At 41.7% G+C, this 15,403-nt stretch carries 17 protein-coding genes and 1 pseudogene; 16 read left to right on the plus strand and 2 right to left on the minus strand.

Annotated elements, in window-relative coordinates; genetic code table 11:
- Positions 1-4 precede the first annotated feature (4 nt).
- The 8 genes from QFZ87_RS05110 to QFZ87_RS05145 all read left to right on the plus strand — a co-directional run bounded on the left by QFZ87_RS05110 (position 5) and on the right by QFZ87_RS05145 (position 6,042).
- A complete protein-coding gene (locus tag QFZ87_RS05110; protein WP_309858597.1) occupies positions 5-958 on the plus strand; it encodes a sugar kinase in 954 nt (317 codons plus the stop codon).
- A 9-nt stretch (positions 959-967) separates the two neighbouring features.
- The gene (gene hxlA, locus QFZ87_RS05115; RefSeq protein WP_309858601.1) at positions 968-1,591 is read left to right on the plus strand and encodes a 3-hexulose-6-phosphate synthase; all 624 of its coding nucleotides are present in this window, start codon (positions 968-970) and stop codon (positions 1,589-1,591) included.
- The gene (gene hxlB / locus QFZ87_RS05120) at positions 1,588-2,145 is read left to right on the plus strand and encodes a 6-phospho-3-hexuloisomerase (protein ID WP_309858603.1); all 558 of its coding nucleotides are present in this window, start codon (positions 1,588-1,590) and stop codon (positions 2,143-2,145) included. The genes hxlA and hxlB overlap by 4 nt, the downstream gene beginning before the upstream one ends.
- A 32-nt stretch (positions 2,146-2,177) precedes the next feature.
- The gene (locus QFZ87_RS05125; protein WP_309858607.1) at positions 2,178-2,828 is read left to right on the plus strand and encodes a bifunctional 4-hydroxy-2-oxoglutarate aldolase/2-dehydro-3-deoxy-phosphogluconate aldolase; all 651 of its coding nucleotides are present in this window, start codon (positions 2,178-2,180) and stop codon (positions 2,826-2,828) included.
- Between the two features lie 14 nt (positions 2,829-2,842).
- Positions 2,843-3,886, plus strand: a complete 1,044-nt coding sequence (locus tag QFZ87_RS05130; protein ID WP_309858610.1) for a TRAP transporter substrate-binding protein — start codon at positions 2,843-2,845, stop codon at positions 3,884-3,886.
- Positions 3,887-3,954: 68 nt separating this feature from the next.
- Positions 3,955-4,431, plus strand: coding sequence for a TRAP transporter small permease (locus QFZ87_RS05135; protein ID WP_309858614.1), 477 nt, complete (start codon positions 3,955-3,957; stop codon positions 4,429-4,431).
- Positions 4,428-5,720, plus strand: a complete 1,293-nt coding sequence (locus QFZ87_RS05140) for a TRAP transporter large permease (protein WP_309858617.1) — start codon at positions 4,428-4,430, stop codon at positions 5,718-5,720. The genes QFZ87_RS05135 and QFZ87_RS05140 overlap by 4 nt, the downstream gene beginning before the upstream one ends.
- A 40-nt stretch (positions 5,721-5,760) precedes the next feature.
- Positions 5,761-6,042 carry a cupin domain-containing protein gene (locus tag QFZ87_RS05145; protein ID WP_309858620.1) on the plus strand — a complete coding sequence of 94 codons (282 nt, stop codon included), beginning with the start codon at positions 5,761-5,763 and terminating at the stop codon, positions 6,040-6,042.
- Positions 6,043-6,072: 30 nt separating this feature from the next.
- Here the strand turns inward: QFZ87_RS05145 and rpiA are convergent.
- Positions 6,073-6,760, minus strand: a pseudogene (rpiA, locus tag QFZ87_RS05150) (ribose-5-phosphate isomerase RpiA).
- A gap of 263 nt (positions 6,761-7,023) precedes the next feature.
- Between rpiA and QFZ87_RS05155 the strand changes: the two are divergent.
- From QFZ87_RS05155 to QFZ87_RS05190, 8 genes are all read left to right on the plus strand, one after another.
- Entirely contained in the window at positions 7,024-7,716 is a 693-nt protein-coding gene (locus QFZ87_RS05155) for a GntR family transcriptional regulator (protein ID WP_309858623.1), read from the plus strand.
- 55 nt (positions 7,717-7,771) lie between these two features.
- Positions 7,772-9,121 carry a 4-aminobutyrate--2-oxoglutarate transaminase gene (gene gabT / locus QFZ87_RS05160; protein WP_309858626.1) on the plus strand — a complete coding sequence of 450 codons (1,350 nt, stop codon included), beginning with the start codon at positions 7,772-7,774 and terminating at the stop codon, positions 9,119-9,121.
- Positions 9,122-9,135: 14 nt separating this feature from the next.
- Positions 9,136-10,407, plus strand: a complete 1,272-nt coding sequence (gene hisD / locus QFZ87_RS05165; RefSeq protein WP_309858629.1) for a histidinol dehydrogenase — start codon at positions 9,136-9,138, stop codon at positions 10,405-10,407.
- 28 nt (positions 10,408-10,435) lie between these two features.
- Positions 10,436-11,296, plus strand: a complete 861-nt coding sequence (locus QFZ87_RS05170) for an ABC transporter substrate-binding protein (protein ID WP_309858632.1) — start codon at positions 10,436-10,438, stop codon at positions 11,294-11,296.
- Between the two features lie 95 nt (positions 11,297-11,391).
- Positions 11,392-12,099, plus strand: a complete 708-nt coding sequence (locus QFZ87_RS05175; RefSeq protein ID WP_309858636.1) for an amino acid ABC transporter permease — start codon at positions 11,392-11,394, stop codon at positions 12,097-12,099.
- A 10-nt stretch (positions 12,100-12,109) separates the two neighbouring features.
- A complete protein-coding gene (locus QFZ87_RS05180; RefSeq protein WP_309867647.1) occupies positions 12,110-12,850 on the plus strand; it encodes an amino acid ABC transporter ATP-binding protein in 741 nt (246 codons plus the stop codon).
- Between the two features lie 9 nt (positions 12,851-12,859).
- A complete protein-coding gene (locus QFZ87_RS05185) occupies positions 12,860-14,293 on the plus strand; it encodes an aldehyde dehydrogenase family protein (RefSeq protein ID WP_309867649.1) in 1,434 nt (477 codons plus the stop codon).
- A gap of 284 nt (positions 14,294-14,577) precedes the next feature.
- Positions 14,578-15,003 carry an OsmC family protein gene (locus QFZ87_RS05190; RefSeq protein ID WP_309858639.1) on the plus strand — a complete coding sequence of 142 codons (426 nt, stop codon included), beginning with the start codon at positions 14,578-14,580 and terminating at the stop codon, positions 15,001-15,003.
- A gap of 59 nt (positions 15,004-15,062) precedes the next feature.
- Here QFZ87_RS05190 and QFZ87_RS05195 read toward each other — a convergent pair whose 3' ends face one another.
- Positions 15,063-15,353, minus strand: a complete 291-nt coding sequence (locus QFZ87_RS05195) for a c-type cytochrome (RefSeq protein WP_309858642.1) — start codon at positions 15,351-15,353, stop codon at positions 15,063-15,065.
- Positions 15,354-15,403 lie beyond the last annotated feature (50 nt).

Here is a 15,403-nt window from a genome sequence, read left to right on the forward strand (position 1 = left end):
TCATATGAATGATATCATTACCATTGGAGATGCAATGATTACGTTTAATCCCGTCTCAACGGGACCTATGAGATATGTTCCTTCTTTTGAAAGGAAAGTCGGGGGAGCTGAACTAAATGTTGCCATCGGCTGTGCCCGTCTAGGTTTAAAAACTGGGTGGATCAGCCGGTTAGGTAATGATGAGTTTGGTAGGTATATCTATAATTTTGTCCGCGGAGAAGGAATCGATGTCTCTCAAGTAGAGCTAGTAGATGGGTATCCTACTTCACTAAATTTTAAAGAAATTATGGAGGATGGAAGTGGCCGTACCTTCTATTATCGGACCAACTCTCCGACCACAGCTTTAACCGTGGATACACTGGATGAAGCTTATTTTAAGAACGCGAAGGTCTTTCATATCACCGGTATATTCCCTGCAGTTGATCAAGCGAAGAATATTGAACTAGTAAAATATGCAATTTCACTGGCGAAAAAGCACGGGGTGTTAATCTCATTCGATCCGAATATCCGATTAAAGCTTTGGAGTAAAGAAGAGGCGAAATCCGCCTTACGAGAATTCCTCCCACATGTGGATATTTTATTAACCGGCGTGGAAGAAGCGGAACTGCTATTCGGGGTAAGTGATCCCTTAGAAATCATCGAAAAAAGCAAGCATTACGGTATTTCCTATGTAGCAATTAAACAAGGAGATAAAGGTTCCATCGGCTATCACAATGGCCAGTATATCGAGGCTCCACCGGTAAAAGCAAAGAAGGTTGTGGACACGGTTGGTGCGGGTGATGGATTTGATTGCGGCTTTATTTATGGGGTCTTAAATCAATGGTCATTGGTGAAAACGCTTCATTTTGCTAATACCATTGGTTCAATGGTTGTCAGTGTTTCTGGCGACAACGAGGGACTTCCTTATTTAGATGAAGTGTTAATCCATTTAGGAGAAAAGGAATTCATAGAAAGATAGGGTGAGAGAATGAATCTTCAACTAGCCCTTGACCGCTTAACGCGGGATGAGTGCTTTCAGCTTTTGCAAGAAACAGAAGCCTTTGTGGATTGGATAGAGGTAGGTACCGGAGTAATCAAGGAATACGGAATGGCCATTATTCGGGAGATTAAAGAGACTTACCCACATAAAGTGGTTGTTGCTGATATGAAAACCTGTGACGCTGGGATGCATGAGGCAATTCAAGCATTTGAGGCAGGTGCAGATATTACGACCGTGATGGCCTTTTCTGCTGATAAGACGATCTTGGATACGCTTGAAGTGGCGAAAACCTATAACAAGCGGATCATGATTGATCTATTGGGAGTAACCGATCGTAACCGACTGGTTGAATTGCAGCAGCTAGGAGTGGACCTGGTGAGTCTCCATTTTGGCAAGGATATGCAGACAGAAGGCGAACTGGGTGCTGAGCAATTAGCCTTCACACATGGCTTTGATCAATTTGATGTGGCAGTTGCAGGTGGAATCAACGCAGATTCCCTTCCAGCGGTATTACAAATTCAGCCTGATACCATTATCGTTGGCAGTACGATCACGAAGGCTGATATTCCAGCAGAAGCTGCTGCTGTCATGAAAGGACTGTTACCACGATGAAATCTATTATTACTACAGTGGTGAATGAAATCTCCACTGTCATTGGCCAAATCAGCGAGGAAGAAGCGCTCCATTTATCCAAGCATCTACGAGAGGCAAAGCGAATCTTTGTTTATGGTGAAGGCCGCTCGGGTTTAATGGGAAAGGCCTTTGCGATGCGACTTATGCACGGCGGATTTCCTGTTTATGTGATTGGTGAAACGGTAACACCCAGTATCGAAGCAGATGATTTATTAGTAGCCATCTCTGGATCAGGGTCAACAGGAGCCATCCTACAATATGCATCAAAATCAAAAGAGCTTGGTGCCAAAGTCTTTCTTGTTACGACAAATAGAGATTCTAAGATTGCTTCTATCTGTGACGGGATTCTTGTGATTCCCGCCGCAACCAAATACCGGAGACCAAGTGAACCACAGACGATTCAACCCCTTGGGAATCAATTTGATCAATCTGTTCACCTCGTTCTAGACGCGATTATCATTGGGACTTTACAAACAGAGGATCAAGATTCTACCTATGGTGAAATGACTAAGCGGCATACGAACCTTGAATAGGTAACTTTTTTACAAAAGGGGATGGTTTAGAAGTGAATGTAGTCAATTTCATTAAAGAAAATCCAATAGTGGCAGTTATACGCGAAGCGACTCCTGGAAATATCCTCCCAATTGTAAACGCTTTATATAAGGGCGGAGTTAAAGTAGTTGAGATCACTGCGGAAACGCCAAAAGTGATGACCATGATTGAAAAAGTGACAGATGAATTTTGTGATCAGGTTCTAGTTGGTGCGGGTACCGTTTTGGACCCTGAAACGGCTAGAGCAGCCATCATGGCAGGAAGTACATTTATTGTTTCTCCATCACTGAATCCTGAAACAATAAAAATGACAAAGCGTTATGGAGTAACCAGCATACCAGGAGCATTAACACCAACAGAGATTTTGACAGCTTATGAACACGGTGCCGATATGATTAAAGTTTTTCCAGCTAATGCCTTTGGTCCAGGCTATGTAAAAAATATTCATGGACCCTTCCCGCATATTCCATTAATGGTTACGGGAGGAATAAATCAAGGAAATGTCCTTGAGTACATGGGCAGCGGTGCTTTAGCAGTTGGAGTGGGAAGCAACTTAGTTGATCCTAAGCTTTTAAAAAGTGATGAGGATTATCACGCCTTAACTAGCAAAGCACGTGCATACACAGAGGTTGTTAGCAAAAATAATATACTTATAAAAAAGTAGGGGGAGCTAGTAAAATGAAAAAATTATTCTCATTATCCTTTGCATTACTTTTAGCATTATCTGTTGTTTTAGCAGGCTGTAGCAGTAAGGAAACTGGAACAAAGAGTACGGGTGAAGCTGATGGTGCAGCTAAAAAGATTAAGCTCGTTGCTGCTCATAACCAAACATCTCCGGATAACCCATATCAAGTTGGTCTTTTAAAGTTCAAAGAAGTGGCTGAAAGTAAGTCAAAAGGGAACATTGAAGTGGAAGTTCATGCGGGAACGATTGGAACAGAAGAGGCTGAATTAGTACAGAAGCTTAAGTTAGGCGCTGCGGATGTAGTATTAGTATCTCCTGGATTTATGACACAAACAGGAATTAAAGAAGTTGATTTGTTAGCGTTACCATACCTATTCGATAGCTACGAGCACTGGGAAAAAGTTGTAGATGGTAAAGTCGGCGAAGACATCACGAAGTTAATCAATGAAAAGTCTAATAACGATTTCAAAATTGTAGGTTACTGGTCTGCTGGTGTAAGACATTATTATGGTAAAAAGCCAATTAACAAAATGAGCGATTTAAAAGGGTTAACATTTAGAACACAAACTTCTGGTGTTGTGGCTGATTACTGGAAACAAGCTGGTGCCATTCCTACATCTATTGCTTGGGGCGAACTATACCAAGCATTACAGCAAAACGTTGTAGATTCATCTGAAAATTCTTATCCGTATTTTGTACAACAAAATCACCACAAGACGAAGAATGGTAAATACATCACTGAAACAGGCCATGATTACACAACAAGATTCTTATTAGTAAATGGCAAGAAGTTTGACTCTTATACGAAAGAACAGAAAGAAATTATTTTAGAAGCAGCAAAGGCTTCTGTTGAAGCAGAAAGAGCTTCTGTTATTGCTCAAGAAAGCGAATATAAAGAAAAAGCGATTGCTGAAGGAGCAGTTGTAAACGAGATTGATCGTGCACCATTTATTAAACTTGCAGAGCCGTTACAAGACAAGGCTGCAAAGGATATGGGCGTGGAAAAATTATTAAAAGAAATCAGAGACTTAAAGTAAATAGATTGAATGGATAAAGGGAAGATGTGTCTTCCCTTTAATCCTAAACAAGGGGGGAAACGATAAGCATGATCAAAATTCTTGAGAAGATTCAGCTTACCATCGGTGTTTTAAGCTTATCGATCTTTTTTATCACCATTATCATTCAAATTGCCACCAGGCATTTGGGTATTCCGGTTATTTGGACGGAGGAAGTGGCGAATTATTCATTCATTTGGTCTGTCTTTATGGGAGCAGCGGTGATGCTGAATCGAAAAGAACATTTTAGCTTTGACTTTTTATTGCAAAAGCTTAACGGGGTATCAAAAACGACTTTATTAATGGTGATTGATACAATCGTATTCTTATTTGCTGTCGCTCTTTTCTATTATGGAATCGAGGCTGTACAGAATTTTTGGACGTATAATTGGACCTCTTTACCAGCGATGAAAATGGGCTATGTATGGATTTCTATCCCGATTACAGGGCTTACAATGGCCATTTATTCTCTTAATCATTTGATTAGTAGCTTCAAAGAAATAAAGAGAGGGGGGGCTAAGGTATGACGGCAATTCTTTTAGTCGCATTGTTTCTCATCCTCATGTTGATCGGAGTTCCTATTGCATTTGTTATTGGGATTGTTGCTTTGTTGGGAATCTTTACAGTCCCATATATTCCAGAAGTAACTGTACCGATGAAAATGCTAAATGGAATCAATTCCTTTGTCCTGCTTGCGGTGCCACTCTTTATTCTGGCGGCGAACTTAATGAATAGTGGAAAAATATCACAAAAGTTGATTGACCTTTCAATGGCGATTGTCGGCCATATTAGAGGCGGTTTAGCCCATGCTAATATCCTTGTATCGATGATTTTTGCAGGTGTTTCTGGTGCTGCACAAGCTGATACTGCAGGTGTAGGTAAAATCTTAATCCCTAATATGAAGAAACAAGGTTATGACACGGAAACAGCGGTTGGAGTAACAGCAGCCTCTTCTACTATAGGTGTTATTATTCCGCCTAGTATTCCAATGATCATTTTTGCTGGTTTAACCAATGCGTCGATTGGAGCATTGTTCTTAGGCGGGATTATCCCAGGAATTTTAATCGGATTGGGAATGATGCTTTTCGTCTATTTTAGAGCAATCAAGAAAGGCTATCCAAAGTCTGAAAGAGCGAAAATGAAGGAATTTTTAAAATTGGTTTATGAAACGATCCCAGCTTTAATTACGCCATTTATTATCATTGGTGGGATTATTACAGGGTTTTTTACTGCTACAGAAGCAGCGGCAGTAGCCTCACTTTATACATTAATTATTAGTATGTTTTTCTATAAAACAATTAAGCTTTCTGATTTGCCTAAGATTTTGACTGATACACTTGCATTAAGCTCGCTTTCACTTTTTGCCCTTGCAGCCGCAAGTGCACTTGGTGAGTTATTGAGTTACTATCAATTATCAACGATGGCCCAGGAATTCTTTGTAAATAATGTTGGAGCTAAGTGGGTATTTATTTTAATTCTTATCGCTTTCTTCTTGTTTATTGGAACGTTTATGGATGCCATCCCAGCTATGATTCTCTTCGTTCCAGTTATTTTGCCTACGGCTACACATTTTGGAATGACGCCTGTTCATTTAGGTCTTATTGTCGTCATTACATTAGCCATTGGACTCGTTACGCCGCCTTACGGATTATGTTTATTGTTGGCCGGAAAAATTGGGGAGTTGAGTATTGAAAAGTCGCTCTCAGCAGTTATGCCATATATAGCCATTATTCTTGTCGTCCTTATTTTTGTAGCCTTTTTCCCAAGCATTGCATTCTTTGTGCCAAAGCTCATCAATCCAGGATTATTTTTATAAAACGTTGTTGTTGAATTGGCATACATTTTAGGAGGACATCATGGTAAAAAGAGAAATTTTAAGTAGCGACGGTTCACTTATGTTAGTAAAAGTTCAATTGGCTAAAGGGTTTATCGGTGATGTGGATCAGCATCCTGAAGAACAAATCAGCTATATTGAAAAAGGAAAAGTAGAATTTGAAGTAAATGGTGAAAAGAGAATCTTGGCTGAAGGTGATAAACAATATATCCCATCGAATGTTGTACACCAGGTCAAGGTTTTAGAGGAATGTGTGATTTTAGATATTTTCACTCCGATTCGCAGGGATTTAGTTCAGGGTTAAAATGAAAGGAGGGGCATAGAAAGCCTCTCCTTATTTGTTTTTATGAAGGACTTTTATTTGCTCATCCCCACCAATGATGACGGTGTCTGTCATTCCTATGAATAGACCGGTTTCTACGACTCCGAGTAACAGTTTTAGTTGGTTATGTAGTTCAGCGGGATTCGCAATGGTTTGAAAATGACAATCCAAAATATAATTACCATTATTAGAAACGAAGACGTTTCCTTCTCCAAGTCTTAATTGCGGGGTAGCGCCAAGTTTTGGCGATACTTTTGGCTGTTACTTCCCAGCCAAAGGGAACGACTTCAACAGGAAGAGGAAACTTCCCTAGTGTTGGTACTAATTTCGATTCGTCGGCGATGATGATAAGCTGCTTCGCATGGGCATCCACGAGCTTTTCTCGTAAAAGAGAACCGCCGCCACCCTTGGTTAAGTTGAAATTAGGATCAATTTCGTCCGCACCATCAATGGCGATATCGATACTTTGGACTTGCGAAAAATCGGTTAAAGGAATCTTGCATGCCTTGGCCCATCCTTCCGTACGTATAGAGGAAGGAATCCCTCTAACGGTAAGCCCTTGTTCTACTAATTCGCCTATCCTTTGTATGAGCCAGTAAACGGTTGAACCTGAACCTAAGCCAATAGTCATTCCATCCTGAATAAATTCAGCCGCCTTTTCAGCAGCGGCCTTCTTCCTTAACTCAGTTGAACTTAACATATGGGTCACCTCTTTTTTATATCAATCATACCATAATTTGGGGACAGTCCCCCAGCGCTTTAACGCGCCGGGGGACTGTCCCCTTTTGTACTTGTCACACAAATCCATTTATTTTAAGATTTAACTCAGCCAGTGGGAGACTGACCCACTGGCTTTATCTATAAGTCAATAAGTTTGAATTATTATAATATTATAAATATATTGACGTTTCAGAAAAATTTATCTAAAATAACCCTTATAGAATATATGAAGGGAGGGCTAGTTTGTCACATTCAAAAATGGGAGAAAAAGAGATTTATCAACTTTTAAAAAGCGCAATTTTTAATTCAGAACTTCCCCCGGGCACACAATTAGTTGAATCGTCCCTTGCTGAAGCATTTGGCGTGAGTCGAACCCCGATTCGGTCTGTTCTTTCCCGGCTGAAGTATGAATCTTTGGTTCGATTTATTCCCAATCGGGGGGCCTTTGTTTACTGCCCGACTCCTAAAGAAGCAGAGCAAATCTTTTTTGTTCGGCAGATTTTGGAACCGGAAGCTACTTATCTAGCTGCGCTTAATGCAAGTTCATCAGACCTTGAAAAGATGAACTTTTTCTTGAATCAAGAGGAACAATGTTATCAGGAAAATCAAGCACAATTAGCATTGCAATCCATTCAGTCATTTCATCTGGCAGTGATTGAGGCTTGTAGGAACCCCTATCTTATTCAATACTTGCGTGAGATTCTATCATTAACGCATATTATTCTTACCTTTTATGACGTTTCAGAAACTAATACCACACATTCTAATCATGAGCATCGGGCTTTGTATGATGCTATCTATCGACGAGACGCCGACCGAGCGAAACAACTTGCCGTCGAACACATTCCATTCATCATTAGTGATATTGACTTCACCAAAAAATTAAATCACGCTTTATCGATTGACCAAATTATTACTCGGTACACATCCAAGTAATTTTTTAATCGGGTTGATTGTATACAATCATTGTACACATATAGGAGGATACAATATGCCATTCATTAACATGAAAACAGCTGTACCTGGTCCGAAAGCCCAAGAGCTGTTAAAACGAAAGGAACAAGTGGTTGCACGTGGTCCGTCTAATACAGTTTTGTCCTTTGCGGAAAAGGGTGAAGGTGCCCTATTAACAGATGTTGACGGAAATACATATATCGATTTTGCCGGTGCAATTGGAACATTAAACGTTGGCCATAGTCCAGCTCGTGTGGTCCAGGCATTAAAAAATCAGCTAGATCAGTATATTCATACATGTTTTAACGTCATGATGTATGAGCCTTATGTTGCCTTGGCAGAAGAATTAGTTCGAATTACTCCAGGGGATCATGCGAAGAAAGCCTTTTTCGCTAATAGTGGAGCAGAGGCAGTTGAAAATGCTGTTAAAATCGCAAGAAAGTATACAGGTCGTAAAGGGATTATCTCATTTGAACGCGGCTTCCATGGCCGGACGCTTCTCGCGATGTCCTTAACTAGTAAAGTAAAGCCATATAAATATCAATTTGGACCTTTTGCCCCTGAGACATTCCGTGCTGGTTATCCGTATTATTTTCGTAGACCAGAAGGGATGACGGAGGATCAGCTTGATCAAGAACTGTTGAGAGAATTAGAGACTTTCTTCTTGGCAGAAGCGCCAACCGATGAAATCGCAGCTGTGATCATTGAGCCTGTTCAAGGGGAAGGTGGATTTGTCGTTCCTTCAAAAGCCTTTATGCAAGGGTTAAAGAAAATCTGTGAAAAATACGGCATCCTCTTTATCGCTGATGAAATTCAAACTGGGTTTGCCCGTACAGGAACGATGTTCGCTATTGAGCAATTTGGGGTTGTACCTGATTTAATGACGTTATCGAAATCCTTAGGAGCAGGCCTTCCGATTTCTGCGGTAGTTGGACGTTCGGAAATTATGGATGCTCCAGCACCTGGTGAAATTGGGGGTACCTATGGTGGAAGCCCGCTTGGCTGTGTAGCTGCTCTCGAAGTAATCAAAATCATTGAGAATGATAGATTAGTAGAAAGATCCCAAACAATCGGAAAGGTATTAACCGAACGGTTTGAGAGTTTGCAGGCAAAATATCCACAAATGGGGGATGTCCGAGGCCTAGGTTCCATGATTGCGGTTGAATTCGTGAAAGATCCATTAACGAAAGAACCGGATAAAGAATCGGTCGCAAAAATTGTGGCCGTTGCCCAACAAAAAGGGCTCATTCTTCTCAGTGCAGGCCTTTTCAGCAATTGTATTCGAGTGCTAGTTCCACTAGTAGTGACGGATGAGCAGCTAGATGAAGGGTTGGCTGTGTTGGAAGCAGCCATTTACGAAGTGCTGGGTCAACCAGTAAATGCTTAAAAGGAGGCTTGTCCATGGAAATGTTAAAACAGGAGCAGCAGAATAATAGTGAGCAAGTGGTTGTAGAAGATGCTGTTTCAATTATTATTCAGCGTGTTCGTCAAGAAGGGGATGCTGCCCTCAAAGCCTATTTACGGGAGTTTGACGGGGTAGATATTGAAGAACTTCGAGTCAAAGAGGACGACATCCATAAGGCGCGAACCCAATTGCCGCAAACGTTACTAGAGGACATCCATTTCTCTGTAGAGCGGATTCAAGCCTTTGCAGAAGCACAGCGCCGATCACTGACCGAATTTGAGCAAGAAATGATTCCAGGGGTGTATTTAGGGCAACGGGTCATTCCGATTGAAACGGTAGGCGCCTATGTTCCTGGAGGACGGTATCCGTTGTTATCTTCCGCACAGATGGCCATCATCCCGGCCAAAGTTGCGGGTGTTTCAAACGTGAAAGTATGTACACCTCCCACCAAATCCGGAGAAGTTCATCCAGCAGTTTTGGTAGCAGCCCATCTTTCAGGAGCGGATGAAATCTACCGTGTGGGCGGGGCTCAAGCGATTGCAGCGCTCGCCTACGGGACGGAATCGATTGCTCCCGTTAATAAAATTACCGGACCAGGCAACTTATATGTAACAGAAGCCAAGCGACAAGTTCATGGTCATGTCGGAATCGATTTGTTAGCCGGCCCCAGTGAAGTCTTAGTTGTTGCCGACGAGTATGCCAATCCAGTTTTTATAGCTTCTGATTTACTTGCACAGGCGGAGCATGATGTCAATGCAAGGGTTGCCTTAGTTACCACCGACCGAAATGTAGGAGAGGCCGTTCTTTGTGAAATTGAAGAACAGTTAAAAACCCTGCCGACTGCCAAAGTCGCCCGTGCTTCGTGGGAAAGAAAGGGACAAGTATTCCTTGCGGATAACTTAGATGAGGCTATTTCGATTGTAAATGAGTGGGCACCGGAACACCTTCATATTCAAACCAAAAATGCGTATGACATTAAAGAGCGATTTCTCAACTATGGGTCATTATTTTTAGGAGCACTTTCCTCTGTTGTTTATGCTGACAAAGTGTGTGGTACCAATCATATTCTTCCTACTCGGGCAGCAGCAAAATATACAGGCGGTGTATGGGTTGGAACGTTTTTAAAAGTAGTTACCTACCAGCACATCAAACCAGAGGGTGTTGATGTACTAGCTGCACATTGTGTCCGGCAATCAAGCCAGGAAGGACTAATTGGACATCTTCGCTCAGCCAATATCAGATGGAGTGGAAAACTCGATATCGAATAAAAAACATTCATTTTAAGGGGGAAATAGGATGAAACAATTTACAAAGATGTTTTTACTTATGGTACTTGCTCTGGTTCTTCTAGCTGGGTGCAGCGGTGAAAAGACGAACGGAAATGCAAGTGATTCCAAAGGTGAAAACAAATCTTCAGTAGGTACATTAGAAAAAGCGAAAGAAAAAGGGGTACTTGTTGTTGCTTCATCAAACGATGTTCCTTTTGCCTACATCGATAAGGACACAAAGAAGTTTTCTGGTATTGATGCTGAAATTATTACAGAAATCGCAAAGCGTTTAGGAATTCCGAAAGTAGAAATGAAAGAAGTTAAGTTTGAAAACTTGTTGCTTGAACTTAACAACAACCGAGTTGATATGGTAACAGATGGAATGTATATCAAGCCGGAGCGTCAAAAAATTGCGGACTTTACAAACATTTGGTACACCGAGGGGGAAGCGTTAGTTGTCCTAAAAGATTCTCCTATCAAAGGGTTGGATGATCTAAAAGATAAGGTTGTTGGCGGTCAAAAAGGAACAGCATTCCTAGAGTTTGGACAAAAGCTTCAAAAAGAAGGCAAAATTAAAGAAGTTAAGGTGTTCAATTCACAATCCGAGCTGCTTCTTGCTGTAAATACGAAAAAAATAGATGCTTGTATCACTGATAGTGCAGTAGCAGGATATAGTATCACAAATGATAAAACTTTGAATTTAAAATTAGTTTCCCCTTATAAAGCTGAAGCAGCTGGAAACATTGGCGCTGCTGTTCGTAAATCTGATAAAGACCTGTTGGAAGCTGTTAATAAGGAATTAGATAAGCTGAAGGAAGAAGGCTTTGTCCTAGAAGTGTTGAAAAAGTATGGATTAAACGAAGATAACTTCGTGCCTGCTGGAAAGTAAGAAGCCGTATTCTAGGAGAGCTCTTGCCTTAAGCTCTCCTATCTTTATATTGTCTAGCTCCACATGTAATGTATCGAAAGTTGGGGAGGTTACATATGAACATCATAAATAATTTAGATTTTGCAACAGCCTTTAAAGACCTGTATCCAGAATTGTTAAAAGCGATGGGGACCGTTATCGGGGCTACCGTGGCCGGGTTCGTCCTGGCATTAGTACTGGGAACGTTGATTGCCCTAGGGCGTATTTCAAAAATAAAGTGGTTGAATGGATTCTTGGTGGTGTTCCTTGAAATTATTCGAGGAACCCCTTTATTGGTTCAACTTGTGTATATGTATTATGTTGTTCCATTGATCCTCTCTCTCGTTGTCCAGTTTTGGATTCCAGATTATCAAATCAATTTTGATGCTTTTACTGCAGGGACCGTTGCCTTGGGAATTAATTATGGGGCATATTTATCGGAAGTTATTCGATCCTCCATTATTTCAGTCGACCGTGGTCAGACGGAAGCTGCTCTAGCTCTTGGATACACCAAACAGCAGGCGATGTGGTCCATTGTCATTCCACAAGCAGGCCGAATTGCCTTACCCACCTTTGGTAATTACATAATCATGATGGTAAAGGATACCTCACTCCTTGCTTTCATTACGGTGTATGAACTATTACTTAGAACACAAGCATACGCCTCACAAACATTCTTAACTATTGAATCCTACACACTTTTAGCATTAGCGTATTTAGTTTTAAGTTTACCAATGGCTCAAGTAGTTCGAGTGATGGAGAGGAGGTTAGGTCGTCATGTCTAATGCAAATGCAATCATAGAAGTCAATCAATTACGAAAATCCTTTGGCGCCAACGAAATTCTAAAAGGAATTAATATGGACATCAAACAAGGAGAAAAGGTGGTCATTATCGGGCCATCCGGATCGGGGAAATCCACCTTTCTTCGCTGCCTTAACTTTTTAGAAATCCCAACGAGTGGAACCGTGAAGGTACATGGTGATTATTTTATCAAACCGGGCGAAAAATTTAATGAAAAACATGTTGCAGCCCTTCGTACGGAGGTTGGAATGGTGTTTCAACGGTTTAACTTATTTCCAACTATGACGGCAGTCGAAAATGTAATGGCTGCTCAAATCAAAATTAGAAAAAAATCGAAAGAAGCCGCTCGTGAAACCGCAGAAAAATATTTGCATAAAGTTGGTTTAGCGGAACGGATGAATCATTATCCTAGTCAATTATCAGGTGGGCAACAACAGCGTGTCGCCATCGCTAGAGCCCTAGCAATGGAACCCAAAGCTATGTTGTTTGATGAGGCGACTTCTGCACTCGATCCTGAACTAATAGGTGAAGTTTTAAATGTCATTCGTGATTTGGCAAAAGAAGGAATGACCATGGTTTTAGTGACACATGAAATGAAATTCGCAGAAGAGGTCGGCGACCGGGTGATTTTTATGGATGGGGGAGTCATCGTCGAGGAAGGGCAGCCGAAGGAATTTTTCCATAACCCCAAGCATAACCGAACTCGGGAATTTCTTCAAAAAGTGGAACATTAGGAGGATGGTATCGTGAATATTGGATCTCTAATCAACGGGAAAGAGTATGTAGGAAACGGACGTGCTAAATATGAAGTACGCAATCCTTATAATGGTGAACTAGTAGGAAGGATTGATTTTGCTACTGAGGAAGATTTACTTTTAGCCATTGAAACAGCACAACAGGTTTTTGAGCAAAGTATGAAGAAAATGCCTGCGCATCAGCGGTCAACAATCCTTCGGAAATCGGCAGACTTACTTGAAAGCCGTGGGGGTGAATTTGCCCAGCTTCTTTGCAAGGAAGCGGGAAAACCGATTCGTGATGCACATGGAGAAGTAGGTCGAGCCGTTCAAGTTCTTCGTTTTGCCAGCGAAGAAGCGAAGCGAAACGACGGAGAACTCATTAAAATGGATTCTGCGGTCGGAGGTGAAGGGCGGATAGGGTTTGCCAAACGTGTGCCTGTTGGCGTGGTAGCAGCCATTACCCCATTTAACTTTCCGCTAAACCTTGTGTTACATAAACTTGCTCCTGCTATCGCTGCCGGTTGTACGGTTGTTCTAAAACCAGCAGAGAAAACCCCATTGTCGGCGATGAAACTGGTTCAACTATTGGAGGAAGCTGGTCTTCCTGCCGGAGCAGTGAATGTGGTAAACGGTTTTGGGGCCGATCTTGTTCCTAAATTAGTAACGCACCCTTATGTGAAAAAAGTAACCTTTACCGGAAGTGGTCCGGTAGGATATAAAATCAAAGAGCTGGCCGGAAACCGAAGAGTGACGCTTGAATTAGGTTCCAATGCTCCAAATATCGTGTTTCCTGACGCTGATTTGAATGCGGCGGCAGCTGGCATGGTAAAAGGCGGTTTCGCATTTGCTGGCCAAGCCTGTATTTCAGTTCAGCGAATTTATGTGCATCGTGAAGTCTATGGGCAATTTTTAGACTTATTAGTACCATTGGTGAAAAATCTTAAAGTTGGTGACCCGGTATTGGAAACATCGGACGTGGGTCCACTTATTACGGAAGATGCTGCAATTCGTACTGAATCCTGGATACAGGAAGCGGTGAGTCAGGGAGCAAAGGTGTTGGCAGGCGGACAGCGAGAAGGATCGCTTCTCTATCCTACCATCTTAGTGAATGTAGTTCCTTCCATGAAGGTAGTCTGCCAGGAGGTATTTGCTCCTTTAGTAACAGTGATTCCTTTTGAAACCGAGGAAGAGGTAATTGCGGCAGCTAACGATTCTGATTATGGATTGCAGGCTGGCGTGTTCACATCAGATATTAACCGAGCATTTCGTTTCTTTGAAGCGTTAGATACTGGCGGGGTTTGGATTAATGAAATCTCTACAGTAAGGCAGGACAATTATCCCTATGGTGGGGTAAAGTTAAGCGGCATTGGCCGCGAAGGCGTGGCTTCTGCCATTGAAGAAATGACGGAAGTGAAGTTTATGGGGATTAAATTGGGGTAGAGTTTTTTTGAATTATAAGAAAGCATAAAAGTAGACTTTGAGAATTGTCCAGCTGCAGCGCCTAGCCCCTCGGGTCAAATAACCTTCGGCAATAAAAGTCAAAAGGCGGACTTTTCTTGCCGAAGAACATTTGCCTGTCGGGGCTGACCAAGGCGCTTGCGCTTTTCTTGTGTGTCTGATTTATTATTTATAAGGGTATTATTTTAAAGTCTCTTCACATAGAAGGGGCTTTTTTCCAAGAACCCATTAGTTTGGTAAAATTAATAATGAAAGGGGTTATGTATATGGAATTAACGGTTAAGTGGGATGAGAAGATGGCGTTTTCGGGGACGACCCCCTCTGGGCATGAGATCAAGATGGATGCCGCTCCAGAGGTGGGTGGAGAGAATACAGGAGCACGCCCAACGGAGCTGCTTTTGCATGCAGTCGCCGGTTGTACAGGGATTGATATTATCTCGATTTTGCATAAAATGCGTCTGGAGCCTTCGTCTTTTCAAATGGATGTAAAGGGAGAACGTGCAGACGACCATCCAAAGAAATTTACAACCATCAACATTCATTATGCTTTAGAAGGAGATTTGCCGGAAGAGAAGGTTGTACGGGCGATCCAACTATCAAAGGACAAATATTGCTCTGTCTCCCATTCCTTAAGTGCAGAAATAAGCGCAAGCTATTCGATTAATGGGGTTAAGGGTCAACAATCTATATAACAATTAAAAAAAAGTAACTGCCTTTGGGGCTGTTACTTTTTTGCGTTCTTCATCTGTATCTATTTCTCCATCAACCATTTCGTCACAATCTTTGATTCTTCATCCCCAAGTAGATTCCCAGGCATCTTAGGGGTACCCTCACTGATTATCTTCAGTACTTCCTCTTCTGAATACTTCCCCTTCATATTGACTACAGTCGGGCCAACAGCGCCCTGTAATTGGTCACCGTGGCATGCTGAACAATTTTCCTTATAAATCGTTTCGCCATCCTTGGCAGAACTAGAACTATCAGATGAACAGCCGGTTAATAATAAAAGCGTGAGTGCTACAACAGCCCAAAGTCGATTCACGATGTCTCCTCCAAACCAATAAAGATTTCCTATCTCCATCTTAATAGAGG

It is taken from the genome of Bacillus sp. SLBN-46, assembly GCF_031453555.1.
GTDB lineage: Bacteria > Bacillota > Bacilli > Bacillales > Cytobacillaceae > Neobacillus.

Coding starts and splice junctions, on each gene's coding strand:
- QFZ87_RS05170 (WP_309858632.1), top strand. CDS start 10,436: ATGAAACAATTTACAAAGATGTTTTTACTTATGGTACTTGCTCTGGTT.
- hisD (WP_309858629.1), top strand. CDS start 9,136: ATGGAAATGTTAAAACAGGAGCAGCAGAATAATAGTGAGCAAGTGGTT.
- QFZ87_RS05135 (WP_309858614.1), top strand. CDS start 3,955: ATGATCAAAATTCTTGAGAAGATTCAGCTTACCATCGGTGTTTTAAGC.
- QFZ87_RS05145 (WP_309858620.1), top strand. CDS start 5,761: ATGGTAAAAAGAGAAATTTTAAGTAGCGACGGTTCACTTATGTTAGTA.
- gabT (WP_309858626.1), top strand. CDS start 7,772: ATGCCATTCATTAACATGAAAACAGCTGTACCTGGTCCGAAAGCCCAA.
- QFZ87_RS05190 (WP_309858639.1), top strand. CDS start 14,578: ATGGAATTAACGGTTAAGTGGGATGAGAAGATGGCGTTTTCGGGGACG.
- QFZ87_RS05140 (WP_309858617.1), top strand. CDS start 4,428: ATGACGGCAATTCTTTTAGTCGCATTGTTTCTCATCCTCATGTTGATC.
- hxlA (WP_309858601.1), top strand. CDS start 968: ATGAATCTTCAACTAGCCCTTGACCGCTTAACGCGGGATGAGTGCTTT.
- QFZ87_RS05110 (WP_309858597.1), top strand. CDS start 5: ATGAATGATATCATTACCATTGGAGATGCAATGATTACGTTTAATCCC.
- QFZ87_RS05175 (WP_309858636.1), top strand. CDS start 11,392: ATGAACATCATAAATAATTTAGATTTTGCAACAGCCTTTAAAGACCTG.
- hxlB (WP_309858603.1), top strand. CDS start 1,588: ATGAAATCTATTATTACTACAGTGGTGAATGAAATCTCCACTGTCATT.
- QFZ87_RS05130 (WP_309858610.1), top strand. CDS start 2,843: ATGAAAAAATTATTCTCATTATCCTTTGCATTACTTTTAGCATTATCT.